At 70.5% G+C, this 12259-nt stretch carries 12 protein-coding genes and 1 pseudogene; 10 read left to right on the top strand and 3 right to left on the bottom strand.

From position 1 onward, the window contains the following. Positions 1-47: 47 nt before the first annotated feature. The 10 genes and pseudogenes from OG496_RS10870 to OG496_RS10825 all read left to right on the top strand — a co-directional run bounded on the left by OG496_RS10870 (position 48) and on the right by OG496_RS10825 (position 9046). Positions 48-992, top strand: coding sequence for an ABC transporter ATP-binding protein (locus OG496_RS10870; protein WP_405970640.1), 945 nt, complete (start codon positions 48-50; stop codon positions 990-992). A gap of 115 nt (positions 993-1107) precedes the next feature. Continuing rightward, positions 1108-1887 carry an alpha/beta fold hydrolase gene (locus tag OG496_RS10865; RefSeq protein ID WP_405976606.1) on the top strand — a complete coding sequence of 260 codons (780 nt, stop codon included), beginning with the start codon at positions 1108-1110 and terminating at the stop codon, positions 1885-1887. After that, positions 1880-2764 (top strand): MarR family winged helix-turn-helix transcriptional regulator, encoded by an 885-nt coding sequence (locus tag OG496_RS10860; RefSeq protein WP_405970639.1) that lies wholly within the window; start codon positions 1880-1882, stop codon positions 2762-2764. Before OG496_RS10865 ends, OG496_RS10860 begins: the two co-directional genes overlap by 8 nt. 244 nt (positions 2765-3008) lie before the next feature. Further along, positions 3009-3713, top strand: a complete 705-nt coding sequence (locus OG496_RS10855) for a GntR family transcriptional regulator (protein WP_405970638.1) — start codon at positions 3009-3011, stop codon at positions 3711-3713. Next, positions 3710-4528 (top strand): annotated as a pseudogene (locus tag OG496_RS10850) (LamB/YcsF family protein). The gene OG496_RS10855 and the pseudogene OG496_RS10850 overlap by 4 nt, the downstream one beginning before the upstream one ends. After that, entirely contained in the window at positions 4525-5181 is a 657-nt protein-coding gene (locus tag OG496_RS10845) for an allophanate hydrolase subunit 1 (protein WP_405970637.1), read from the top strand. The pseudogene OG496_RS10850 and the gene OG496_RS10845 overlap by 4 nt, the downstream one beginning before the upstream one ends. Next, the gene (locus OG496_RS10840) at positions 5178-6164 is read left to right on the top strand and encodes a biotin-dependent carboxyltransferase family protein (protein ID WP_405970636.1); all 987 of its coding nucleotides are present in this window, start codon (positions 5178-5180) and stop codon (positions 6162-6164) included. The genes OG496_RS10845 and OG496_RS10840 overlap by 4 nt, the downstream gene beginning before the upstream one ends. Before the next feature lie 64 nt (positions 6165-6228). Continuing rightward, entirely contained in the window at positions 6229-6681 is a 453-nt protein-coding gene (locus OG496_RS10835; protein ID WP_405970635.1) for a VOC family protein, read from the top strand. Positions 6682-6857: 176 nt separating this feature from the next. Further along, the gene (locus tag OG496_RS10830) at positions 6858-8222 is read left to right on the top strand and encodes an MFS transporter (RefSeq protein WP_405970634.1); all 1365 of its coding nucleotides are present in this window, start codon (positions 6858-6860) and stop codon (positions 8220-8222) included. Continuing rightward, the gene (locus OG496_RS10825; RefSeq protein ID WP_405970633.1) at positions 8219-9046 is read left to right on the top strand and encodes a putative hydro-lyase; all 828 of its coding nucleotides are present in this window, start codon (positions 8219-8221) and stop codon (positions 9044-9046) included. Before OG496_RS10830 ends, OG496_RS10825 begins: the two co-directional genes overlap by 4 nt. A gap of 312 nt (positions 9047-9358) precedes the next feature. Here OG496_RS10825 and OG496_RS10820 read toward each other — a convergent pair whose 3' ends face one another. From OG496_RS10820 to OG496_RS10810, 3 genes are read right to left on the bottom strand one after another with little or no spacing between them, the layout of a single operon-like run. After that, positions 9359-10447: a sialidase family protein gene (locus OG496_RS10820; RefSeq protein ID WP_405970632.1), complete on the bottom strand. Its 1089-nt coding sequence runs from the start codon at positions 10445-10447 to the stop codon at positions 9359-9361. Positions 10448-10450: 3 nt separating this feature from the next. Further along, positions 10451-11323 carry a carbohydrate ABC transporter permease gene (locus OG496_RS10815; protein WP_405970631.1) on the bottom strand — a complete coding sequence of 291 codons (873 nt, stop codon included), beginning with the start codon at positions 11321-11323 and terminating at the stop codon, positions 10451-10453. After that, the gene (locus OG496_RS10810) at positions 11320-12255 is read right to left on the bottom strand and encodes a carbohydrate ABC transporter permease (protein WP_405970630.1); all 936 of its coding nucleotides are present in this window, start codon (positions 12253-12255) and stop codon (positions 11320-11322) included. The genes OG496_RS10815 and OG496_RS10810 overlap by 4 nt, the downstream gene beginning before the upstream one ends. Between the last annotated feature and the right edge of the window lie 4 nt (positions 12256-12259).

Genomic DNA, 12259 nt, shown 5'->3' with positions numbered 1-12259 from the left:
GACGCCCTTGACGTGACCTTCCCCGCCGCGGCCGGCGCGGGTCACCGGTGCGCGCCGTCGACCGTGTCAGCTTCGATGTCGCCGAGGGCGAGACCGTCGGTCTCATCGGCGAGTCCGGTTCCGGGAAGACCACCATCGGCCGCGCCGTACTGGGCCTGACCCAGGCATCCGACGGGCGCATCCTCTACCGGGGCGAGGACATCACCCGCCTCAGGGCCGAGCAGCACTCCCGGTTCTCCGGCTCGCAGCAGGCCGTCTTCCAGGACCCGTACGGCTCGCTCAATCCGGCGCGGACCGTCGGCCGCAGCCTCGCCGAGCCGCTGGAAGCGCGCGACGGGCGCCGTGCAGCCGGATCGGCGGCCGAGATCGCCCGCATGCTCGGCCAGGTCTCCATGCCCGCCGAAGCCGCGGACCGCTACCCGCACGCGTTCTCCGGCGGACAACGCCAGCGCCTGGGTATCGCACGCGCCTTCGCCACCCGGCCCGAACTCGTCGTGTGCGACGAGGCGACCAGCGCCCTGGACGTGGTGACCCAGGCCCAGATCCTGGGACTGCTGCAACGGCTCGGCGCCGAAACCGGCGTGGCCCTGTTGTTCATCGCCCACAACCTGCCGCTCGTCGCCTACCTGGCCCAGCGTGTGGTCGTCCTGTACCGAGGGAGGGTCATGGAGCGCGGGCCCGCCCAGGACGTCCACGAGCACCCTCTCCACCCCTACACCAAGGCCCTCACCCTGGCCGTGCCCAGCTCGGCCCCGGCCGTGCAGCGCGCCCGTCGTGCCGAACGGGCCGAGGCGGTACGGGAGAACAGCGCCAACGCCACCGAACCCCCGCCGCTGGGCTGTCCGTTCGCCCCGCGCTGTCCGAGCGTCGCGGACGTCTGCATGGACAGCCGTCCCGCCGACACCCCGGTCGGCGACCGGTTGATCGCCTGTCACCTGTTCGACCCCCGGTCCGGCCACCCGCAAGCCACCGTCACGAAGGAAGTCGTATGAGTGCCTCCCCCACGCCACGGCCCAGCACGTAGAACGGAGCGGACGCACCGGCCATGTCGCCTGGAGCCGGTGGGAGCCGGTTCCCGGCCATGACGACAGAAGGCGCCTGCCCGTGATGCTGTTGCACGGGGCGTCGTCGTCACGCCGCGCATGGTCCACCCTGCTGCCCGTCCTGGCCGGGCGGCTCGTCGTCGCGGTCGACGTACGGGGCCACGGCGAGTCCGGGTTCCCGGACGGCCCCCTCGACCGGGCCGACGTGTCCCGGGACGTCGCCACGGTCCTCGACGACCTGGACATCGCCCGGGCCGCCGTCATCGGCGCTTCGTTGGGGGCGGCCCTCGCGGTGAACCTGTCCGCACAGCGCCCCGACCTCGTCGCCGGACTGGTCCTGGAGGACCCGCCGCTGCGTGCGGGCACCGAACCCGCCTCCTACGTCCAGGAGATGCGACACAACCTCAGCCGCGCCGCCGCACTCACCCCGGCGCAACTGCTCGACGAGGTACGCCGAGCGATGCCGGAAGCGAGCGAGGACGCGGTGCGGATCGTGGCGGAGGACCGTGCGAAGTTCGACCCCCGCTTCGTCGAATACGGCCTGGACTGGTTCGTGCGCCCCTGGCGGCGGGTCTTCGCCGAGGCGCCCTTCCGGATCACCGTGCTGGCCGGCGATCCTGAACGGGGCTCCATCGTCACGTACCAGGAGGAAGCGGAGTGCGTGCGGCTGCTGGGCCGTGACGAAGTACGGCGTATCCCAGGCGCCGGCCACGTGGTCCGCAGGGACGCGCCGACACCGTATGCCCAGGCCGTCGTCACGGCACTCGAGGGCATCGACAGCACGGAGGAAGACCACGCGGCGCCCGGCGGCACGCAGTCCGGCGGAGCCCGACCCGGTGAGTGAGACCCGCAGCCGCGGCAGCCTGCTCTATCTGATCAAGCAACTCGAACTCGGCGTACGCCAAAGGCTCGACAGGTTCCTTCGGGAACAGGCACTGACTGTGCCTCAGTACACCCTGCTCAGTGTCCTGCGCTCCAGTCCCGGGCTGTCCTCGGCGGAGCTGGCGCGACGATCCTTCGTGACAGCGCAGTCCGCCCACAAACTCGTGAGGTCCCTCGAACGGCGGGGGCTGATCGCCAGGGCGACCCGCCCCGGCAACCGCAGGGTGCTGCGCACCCACCTCACGGAACCCGGCCTCGAACTCCTGCGGCACTGCGACGCGCGGGCCGATGGCGTCGAGGACGAACTCGTCGCCCTCCTCTCCTCCGCGCAGACGAGCGACCTGTGGACAACCCTTCACCGCTGTCTGCGCGCACTGACCGATCCACGCGCATCTGCCCAAAGCCCCGTCCATGACGAGACAGACAAGGAACCTCCCATGACCGAGACCCTCGACACCGCACGTGCCGGCGCCGCTCAGCGGTTCGAGCTCCAGGCGCTGAAGGCCTTCGCCGCCCGCGAGGTGGAGAACGTCATGAACAAGTACGAGTACATGATGTCCCACGACCAGTTCACCTACGTCTACGACAACCTCTTCGCGACCGATCTGCCCGATGTCCGCCCAGGCCGTTCTTCACATTCGCCCACACGCCTTCCGCCGGGTTCAGGTCCGAGGCACAGGCCGGCAGGCGGAAGGCGGTCAGCCATCGTTCCCGTGCGGCCGGCAACTCGCGCGTCAGCGTGTCCTTGTGCTGAGTGGAGGTGTCCCAGACCGGCACGGTCTTTCCACCGAGCTGCTGGTGAGCGGCTGCCGGCAACTCGGCGGAGTCCCGCTCCCTGAAGCCGTTCCTCTCACCGCGCCGGCCGGGGTGATGAACGAGCATCCCCACCACCGAAGCCGCCGTCACCCCGAAGCGAAAACCTCGATTGCCCTCCACCCCGCACAACCCACTACGACAACCCGAGATCAAGCTCAGTAAAGACCCTCATCGTCGGCACGGTGCCGGGTTTCGGCGGAGTTAAGGCCTTGTCACCCTTGGACGAACCCCTTCCCGGGCCTTTCGGATCCACTGTATACACGGGATATGAGTCGAGAAGACCACTCCCTACGCGGTGACGCCCACAGCGCCGACGCAGTCACCGGTCAGCTGCGTGCGCTGATCGTCGAGGGTGTCTACCCGCCGGGACACCGCCTGGTGCAGGACGAGATCGCCGACCGGTTCGGGGTGAGCCGCATCCCGCTGCGGGAGGCGATGCGCACGCTGATCGCCGAGGGGCTGCTGCGCTCCGTGCCGGGCCGAGGCACCTTCGTCACCGTGCTGGACCTCGCCGAGATCGACGAGATCTACGACCTGCGGCGTCTGATCGAGCCGAGTTTCGCCGAGCACGTCACGGACCGGGTGTCGCGTCGGGACATCGGTAGGTTCGACGGAATGGTCGGCGACATGGACCGGATCGGCGAGACCGGCGCGGACGCCTGGTCGCGCACGAACCTGGCGTTCCATCTCGACATGTACCGGATGGCCCGGCTCCCGATCCGCTACGACGTCATCTCGCGGATGTATCACCGGCTGGAGCCCTATTCGCGGTTCTATGTGCATGGCACCTCGGCCTACGAGCGCGTGCAGCGGGAGCACGCCGCGATGGTCCAGGCGCTGGCTGACGGGGACGTCGAGGAGCTCGCGCGGCAGATCGTCGCGCACATCGACGGCGGCCAGCAGGGGCTGCACGCCGCCTGGGAGAGCGGCAGCGGAACGATGCAGGCCTACTGGGCGGAGGGGGCCCGGTGACGGCTGCGGCGATCGCCCTCAACACGGACGTCGGCGAGGGATTCGGGGTGTGGGGGCCCACCGACGAGGGGGCTCTGCTCGACCAGGTCACGGCTGCCAACGTCGCCTGTGGGTTCCACGCCGGCGACCCCGACATCCTGCGCCGCACCTGCGAGATGAGCGCCGCCCGGGGGGTTGCCATCGGCGCTCAGGTCTCCTAACGCGACCTGGTCGGCTTCGGCCGGCGTTTCATCGACGTACCGAAGGCCACACTCGTCAATGAACTCCTCTACCAAATGGGTGCGTTGGACGTGTTCGCGCGGTTGGCCGGGAGCCGGGTGAGCTATGTGAAGGCGCATGGCGCGCTGTACAACGCGGCGGCGCACCATGCCGGCCACGCGGCGGCGATCGTCGAGGCGGTCACCCTGTTCGACCCAGGTCTGCCGCTGCTCTGCCAGTCCCGCACCGAGGTCTGGTCGCAGGCCGTCGCCGCGGGGCTGCGTCCGCTGGCCGAGGGCTTCGTCGACCGCGCCTACACCGACGAGGGGCTGCTGGTCGCGCGATCGCAGCCGGGGGCGCTCGTCACCGACCCCGCGGAGGGGGCGCGGCGTGCGCTGCGGATGGCGAGGACGGGCACCGTGACGTCCCTCAGCGGCCGGTCCGTGCAAGTCGCCCCGGACGGTGGTGCGGTGGCCGCGATGTGCGTGCACAGTGACACCCCCGGCGCGGTCGCCATCGCGACCGCCGTACGGGCCGAGCTCGCGGCGCACGGGATCACGACCGGTTCGCCCGCGGACGCGGCCTTGGCCGGCTCGCCCGTGGGGGCACGGTCGTGACCGCCGTTCGGCCGGTAGTGCGCCGCGCCGGCGACCGCGGCTGGCTGGTGGAGTGCGCCGGGCGGCGCCCCGCAGAGGTGGCGAGGGCCATCCGCGCGAAGGGTTGGGCGTCGGAGCTGTGCGACGTGATCCCCGCCGCCGACACCGTCCTGGTGGTGGCGGAGCGGGCCGCGGGCTCGAAGGGAACCCCCGGCATGCAGTGGCTCGCCTCCGAACTGCGCGCGCTGTTGACGGAGTGGAGCGCCGACCGGGCGACGGCCGCGGCCCCGCGCACGGTGGTGATACCCGTCCGGTACGACGGGCCCGACCTGGGCAGCGTCGCCGAGCGGGCCGGAGTGACGCCGGCCGAGGTCGCGCGCAGGCACACGGACGCTGAACACTCGGTCGCGTTCTTCGGCTTCGCCCCCGGATTCGCCTATCTGGACGGTGTCCCCGAGTCTCTGCGGCTGCCGAGGTTGTCCAGTCCCCGCGAGCGGGTCGGCGCCGGGATCGTGGCCATCGCCGGGAACCAGACGGTGGTCTACCCGGGCGGAACCCCTGGGGGCTGGCATCAGATCGGCACCACCACGGCACGGCTGTGGGACGTGCGCGACGAACCGCCCAACCGTCTTCAGATCGGCGACCGGGTCGTGTTCCAGGAGGTCGCGCCGTGAGCATCGCGCACACCATGGCGGCTACGACGGCCACCGCGTCCGCGCAGGATTCCGGGCGCCGTGGCGGTCCCTGCCGGCATCCCGACCCGATGACAGCGCTCAGCGGTCCGGCCGCCCGCACAGCGCCGACCCTCACCGTGCTCTCCGCGGGCGTCGGGGTCAGTGTGCAGGACCTCGGCCGGCCGGGGTTCGCGCATCTGGGCGTGCCGGCCTCCGGCCCGGCCGACCGGCGCAGTTTCACGCTCGCCAACCGGCTGGTCGGCAATCCGGAGAACACCCCGGCTCTGGAGGTCACCCTCGGCGACCTCACGGTGACCACGACGGTCTCCCGCCATGTGGCGATCACCGGGGCGCCCGTCCCGGTCACGGTGGATGGCGTACGGCGACCCGACCCGACCCTCGTCCACCTGCGGGCCGGCTCCCGGCTCACGATCGGGCGCCCATGGGCCGGGTGCCGGACCTACCTGGCCGTCTCCGGTGGAATCCAGACGGACCGCGTCCTGGGGTCGGCGTCCCGGGACTCCCTCACCGGGCTCGGATCCGAAGCGGTCCGCGCCGGGACGACCCTCGGGCTCGGCCCGGCCCGTCCGGTCCCGGCGATCCCGCTGGAACTGGCCTTCAGCATCGTTCCCACCGCGGGAGAGGTCACCGCCCGGTTCCGCTGGGGACCGCGGCACGACCTGTTCAGTGCCGCCGACCGGCGCAGGCTCGCCACACAGACGTGGCGCGTCTCCGCCGCGTGCGACCGCGTCGGCGCGCGGCTCACCGGTCGGCCGCTGGCCGTCGGCTCCGTCGACCTGGCCAGTGAGGGAACCGTACGCGGCGCCATCCAGGTACCACCGGCCGGTGAGCCGATCATCTTCCTCGCCGACCACCCCGTCACCGGCGGCTACCCCGTCATCGGGGTCGTCACCGACGCCGACACCGACCTCATCGGCCAGGCCCTGCCAGGGCAGGAGCTACGGCTCGTACCGGTGCCCTGAGACACCCCGACCCTCGACCCCCGACCCCCTCAATCACCAACCCTCATATGAAAAGGAGTCGGCCATGACCGACGACCCGACCACCCTTCCCCCCTTTCACCTGGCCATCCCCGTCGACGACATCGACGCCGCACGGGACTTCTACGGCAAGGTCCTCGGCTTCTCCGAGGGCCGCTCGGACACCCGTTGGACCGACTGGAACTTCCGCGGTCACCAGGTGGTCACCCACCAGGTCGGCGACGGCCCGTCGGCATCCCCACGCGACGGGGTGGCCGGAACCAACCCGGTCGACGGCCACGAGGTACCGGTGCCGCACTTCGGCCTGGTCCTCCCGGTGCCGGAGTTCCAGGAACTCGCCGAGCGACTCAAGGCCGTCGACACCGCCTTCGTGATCGAGCCCTACGTCCGTTTCCAGGGCGAGCCGGGCGAGCAGTGGACGATGTTCTTCCTCGACCCTGCGGGCAACGCGCTGGAGTTCAAGGCGTTCGCCGACCTCGACCAGTTGTTCGCCGTCTGATCCGGCGGCGGAAGCGCAGTGACGACGGTCATCAGCGGGAGGTCCAGTCCCGCTGACGACCGTCGTACGGGGCTCCGGCGCCGTACACCCCATCCGCGCGTCCAGGCGCGGCGGCCCGCACGGCTGACAGCACATCCCGGCACAGGACACGTCCACGTCAGACCCGGAGGACACCCATGACGAGCGTACCAACGAGCAAGAGGGACGACCGGGGCGAGGGAACGCCCCCGGCAGGCGCCACGAACGCGACAGCGGCCGACACGGAGGCGTCGGCCGAACGCTTCCGCCCGCGCGGGGCGGCATTGGCCGCCGCGGCCGGCACGGCCATCGAGTACTACGAGTTCGGCGTCTACGGCTATCTCGCCGTCATCCTCGGCCCGCAGTTCTTCCCAGGCGACAACCCCACCGCTTCCCTGCTCGCGACGCTGGCGGTCTTCGGCAGCGCGTTCCTGATACGGCCGCTCGGCGGCATCGTCCTCGGCAGGCTGGGTGACCGTGTGGGCCGCAGGCCGGTGCTGATCATCACGGTGGTCGGGATGGGCTGTGCCACCGCGGCCGTCGGGCTGCTGCCCACCGCGAAGACCGTCGGTCTTGCGGCGCCCGCCGCGCTGCTGCTGGTACGGCTGACGCAGGGCTTCTTCGCCGGCGGTGAGGTGACCGGCTCGGCCACCTACCTCGCCGAGTCCGCGCCACCCGGTAAACGCGGCTTCCTCGGGGCCTTCACCCCGGTCGGCGTAGCCCTCGGCGGTGGAACGGCGGCGCTGGTGGCGGGCGTCGTCACGACCGTGCTGAGCGACGGGCAGATGGCGGCGTACGGCTGGCGGATCCCGTTCCTGCTCTCCCTCCCCCTGGTCGTCGTAGCCCTGTTCGCCCGCAACCGGCTGGAGGACTCCCAGGCCTTCCTCACCGAGAAGAAACAGGACACGACGGCGAAGGCGCCGCTGACCGAGGTGCTCACGCGGCACCGCGGCGCGGTGGTCAGGGTCACCCTGCTCGCCATCGGCTCCAACTGCGGGTACTGGGTCGGACTGATCTTCATGAACGCCTACCTGACGAAGGAGCTGGGCTACTCCACGTCCGGCACGTTCTGGATCATGGCCGGCATCAGCTACTTCGTCGCCTGTCTCATGCCGTTCTTCGGGGGACTGTCCGACCGCTGGGGTCGCAAGAAGGTGATCGCGATCGGGTTCACCGGATACGCGGTCCTGGTCATCCCGACGATGCTGGTCATGGGACTCGGGAGCTTCCCGCTCGCGGTCGCCGCGATGGTGGTGCTGGCCCTGCCCATGCCGATCGTCCAGGCGGTGACATACCCCACCTACGCCGAGCTCTTCCCCACCCGCGTCCGCTACACCGGCCTCTCCATCAGCTTCAACCTCGGCACCATCGTCGGAGGCGGCCTCACCCCCTACCTGGCCACCTGGCTGACCTCCACCACCGGCAACCTGCTCGCCCCGGGCTACCTGCTGATGGCGGCCGCGGTGATCGCCCTGCTCACGCTGCGCACGGTCGCCGAGCCAAGCCGGGGGGAGTCGGCATGACGGCCACGACCGACCGACAGCCCCGCCCCGCACCCGTGGGCACCGCACCGTCAACCCCCGCCGAACTCCGCCTCCTTGCGGCGTCCGGGCACTGGACCGGCCCCACAGCCGGCATCCTCGACGACTTCCAGCAGGCCAACCTCGTGATCGTCCCCCGTGATCTCGCCTTCGACTTCCTCCTCTACTGCACCCGCAATCCGAAGCCGTGCCCGGTCATCGCCGTGACCGAGCCCGGCGACCCGGTGGTGCGCCTGGGCGGAACAGAGGCCGATCTGCGCACGGAGCTGCCCCGCTACCGCGTGTGGCAGCACGGTGAACTGGTCGACGAGCCGTACGACGTCACGGCGTACTGGCGTGCGGACGCGGTGGGCTTCCTCCTCGGCTGCAGCCACACCTTCGAGGGGCCGCTGCGCCGGGCCGGGGTACCGGTGCGCCACGCCGGACACACCGCGGCGCCCGCCGTCTACGTCACGAACGTGCCGACGCGGCAGGCGGGGCTGCTTTCCGGCCCTCTGGTGGTCAGCGCGCGGGCCATCCCCGGATCGCTCGTGGCCCGTGCCGTAGAGGTCACCGCCCGCTACCCGACCGGGCACGGTGCCCCCGTGCACATCGGCAACCCGGCGGCGCTCGGCATCCGCGACCTCGCCCGCCCGGACTTCGGGCCGCCACTGCCCATGGAACCCGGTGACGTCCCGGTGTTCTGGGCCTGCGGGGTAACACCCCAGTTCGCCCTGCCCATGGCCAACGCCACCTACACGATCACTCACTACCCGGGCCACATGCTGGTCCTCGACCACACGGTGGACACCGGCCCGACGCCGTGAGGCGCGAGACACAGGGCCCAACGAACAACGAAAGGTCCCGGCCGCTCAGCGGCCGGGACCTTTCGTCAAGTGATGAGGGGGTCGCCGCTGACACGCTTTCCCCATGTGCGTCAGGCGGTCCGGGTCCGAGTCTCTTCCAACCTGCCGATGTTGACCACGAGTTGGTACTCCAGTGAGAATTCGTGCCCTGAGCTGGTTCTTCTTTGGCAGTGGCAGTGGCGTGTCACGGTCACGGTCACGGCTCCTCCCAGGAGGACGGGGGCGGTGGGGTGAGGCACCGGGACGGTCGTGTGCGCGGGCCGGTGCCGGAGGTCATGGCGTCCAGACCGTGGCGGCGATGTAGCGTTCGCCGGCCGGGCTGTCGTTGTAGTAGTAGGCAGTGACCACGGAGCCGTCCGCGCGCAGCACGGTACGGGGATAGCCGAGGTCGTGGCAGCCGGCGTCGGAGCGCAGTACCGTCTCCGCGCTCCAGGTGACGCCGCCGTCGGAGCTGAGCCGGGCGCGGATGCCGTAGGGCTGGTCGCGGTATCCGTAGACGAGGCAGAGCCGGCCGTCGGGCAGGAGGGTGAGGGTGGCCGGGTTGCCGCCGTAGCCGGTGCTGTCGACCGGGCGGCCGAGGTGGGACCACTGGCCGCCGAGATCGTCGGACGCGTAGAGGTCGATCCAGTGGCGGGTGCCGGCCGCGGTCGGATCGCTTCCCGCACTGCGGATCGCGGACAGCAGACGTCCGCTGTCCAGCCGTACCGTGGCGGGCATGATCGCGAAGCCCTCCGGTTCGTCACCGACCCAGGACAGCCGTTCGAAGGTGGTGCCGCTATCCCGGGTACGGGCGCACAGGACGCGGCCTTCCTGGCCGTCGCTCTTGGTTGAGGTGAGCAGCAGCAGGGCTTCCCGCGGGCCGAGCGGGACCCAGTCGGCGCGGGCGGCGAGGCCGGCGGCGCCCAGTTCGGGCAGCGCGTAGGGGCCCTGCCAGGTCCGGCAGCGGTCGGTGGAGGCGTAGTACCAGCTGGTGCCGCCGCTGTGCAGGCCGGTCCGACCGCACATCAGGGCCAGTTCACCGTCGGCGAAGTCCACACCGGGTGCGGCGGGCAGCGCGCGGGCTGCGGGGCCGGTCGCGAGGTCGGCGGCCAGGTGCTCGTCGACGGAGAGCCCGTACGGGTTGGGGATGTTGCCCGGGAAGGCGTGGCAGTTCCAGGTGAGTCCTCCGTCGGTGCTGCGGGCCTCCACCGTGTCGAAGGGGCGTCGGGGAGCGACGGCGTGGAAGCCGTTTGCCGTGGTGTTGAGGTGACCCGAGGCGAAGATCAGGACGATCTCGTCGCCCCAACTCCACATCCCGTAGTTGGCCGGCCAGGCCGCGAACCGGCCGGGCTCACGGTAGACCTCTGCGTGTGTGACAGGCACGGTTCACCCCTTGAGGCCGGAGACGTTGAGTCCTCCGACGAAGTAGCGCTGGCCGATGAGGAAGACCACGATCATCGGCAGGATGTTCAGCACGCCGGCAGCCATCAGGATCTGCTGCTGGGCGTCGTGGCTGGACTGGAAGAGCTGGAGGCCCAACTGGAGGTTGGTCATGGACGAGTCGTTGGTGAGGATCAGGGGCCACACGAAGTCGTTCCAGGCGGTCTGGAAGGTGATGATGCCGAGCGCGGCCATGGCGGGGCGGGACAGCGGAAGGATGATCCGGCTGAAGACGGTCCAGGTTCCCGCGCCGTCGATGCGGGCGGCCTCCTCGTAGTCGCGCGGCAGTCCCCGGAAGAACTGGCGCATCAGGAGGATGCCGAACGGGGTCGCGGCCGTGGGCATGACCAGTCCGGCGTAGGTGTTGAGCAGGCCGGTTCCCCCGTCGCCGAGCAGGTCGTTGCCGCCGGCGAGCGGGATGTGCTTGAGGATCACGAAGACCGGGATGAGCTGGCTCTGCGCCGGCACCATGATCAGTGCGATGACGAGGCCGAAGATCCATCGCTGCCCGGGGAAGGTCATCCGGGCGAAGGCGTAGCCCGCCAGCGAGCACAGGACCAGGTTGGCGACGGTGCTGCCGCCCGCGTAGACGAGGCTGTTGAGGAGCTGGCGGCCGTAGTTCCCGGTTTCCAGCGCCGCGGTGAAGTTGGCGAGCGTGGGGTGGGACGGCAGCCATGTCGGCGGGAAGCGCGCCATGTCGGCGGGCGTCTTGAACGCGGAGGAGACCATCCAGAAGAACGGCAGGGCGCACACGGCCGCGGCGGCTGCCAGCAGCAGGTAGCGGGCGGTGAGGCCGGAGCGTGCCGACGCGGTCCTCATCGGTCCTCCGTGCGCAGCAGCCGGGCGCCGGCCAGGGAGAAGCAGAGGATGACGACGAACAGGACCGTGGACATCGCGGACGCGTAGCCGATCTTGGAGAATGTGAAGGCGTTCTGGTACATGTCGTAGACCACCGTGGTGGTGGAGCCGACCGGCCCCCCCTTGGTCATCACATAGATCGAGCCGAACACCTGGAACGACCCCACCACCGTCATCACCACGAGGTAGTAGGTGACGGGCCTGAGCATCGGGACGGTGATCCTGGTCAGGATGCGGAACCGGCCCGCTCCGTCCAGCCTGGCCGCCTCGTAGAGCTCACCGGGGATGCCCTGGAGTCCGGCGAGGTAGAGCAGCATCGCGCTGCCGAACTCGCGCCAGACCGCCATCACGATCAAGGACGGCATCGCGGTGGACGGGCTCTGCAGCCAGGTCGGGCGCGGGATGCCCAGGTGTACGAGGAGGCCGTTGATCAGACCCTGCTGAGGGTCGTACAGATAGAGCCAGACCACCGCCGCGGCCACGATGGAGGTGAGGACGGGCAGGTAGAACAGGGCACGCAGCAGTGACCGGCCGCGGAACTTCGCGTTGAGTGCGACGGCCGCGAGGAGGCCGAGCACCAGGGTGGGCACGGTGGTGCCGACCGTGTAGTAAGCGGTGTTGAACAGGGCCTGCCGGAACAGGGCGTCATGCCACAGGGCGCGGTAGTTGCCGAGACCGGTGAAATGGGTCGGTCCCAGGAACGACACGTCGGTGAAGCTGAATCCGAGCGAGGTGAGCGCCGGGATCAGCAGCATCAGGGCAAGGACGACGAGGGCGGGTGCGACGAACAGGTACGCCTGCCATTCGCGTCGGGTGTGCGGCCGGGAGGAGCGGGCCCGCTCGGGACTCCGGCGTGCGCCGATTCCCTTCTCCCGGGCGGAGACGGTGATCATCGTG

It is taken from the genome of Streptomyces sp. NBC_00988 (assembly GCF_045162645.1).
GTDB lineage: Bacteria > Actinomycetota > Actinomycetes > Streptomycetales > Streptomycetaceae > Streptomyces.
The sequence above is the reverse complement of the archived record's forward strand: the minus strand, read 5'-3'. Positions and strand labels throughout refer to the sequence as shown.

Bases quoted from the DNA above. Each gene is read 5' to 3' on its own strand.
- OG496_RS10815 (WP_405970631.1), bottom strand. From the start codon at position 11,323: ATGAGGACCGCGTCGGCACGCTCCGGCCTCACCGCCCGCTACCTGCTG.
- OG496_RS10855 (WP_405970638.1), top strand. From the start codon at position 3,009: ATGAGTCGAGAAGACCACTCCCTACGCGGTGACGCCCACAGCGCCGAC.
- OG496_RS10835 (WP_405970635.1), top strand. From the start codon at position 6,229: ATGACCGACGACCCGACCACCCTTCCCCCCTTTCACCTGGCCATCCCC.
- OG496_RS10810 (WP_405970630.1), bottom strand. From the start codon at position 12,255: ATGATCACCGTCTCCGCCCGGGAGAAGGGAATCGGCGCACGCCGGAGT.
- OG496_RS10830 (WP_405970634.1), top strand. From the start codon at position 6,858: ATGACGAGCGTACCAACGAGCAAGAGGGACGACCGGGGCGAGGGAACG.
- OG496_RS10865 (WP_405976606.1), top strand. From the start codon at position 1,108: ATGCTGTTGCACGGGGCGTCGTCGTCACGCCGCGCATGGTCCACCCTG.
- OG496_RS10825 (WP_405970633.1), top strand. From the start codon at position 8,219: ATGACGGCCACGACCGACCGACAGCCCCGCCCCGCACCCGTGGGCACC.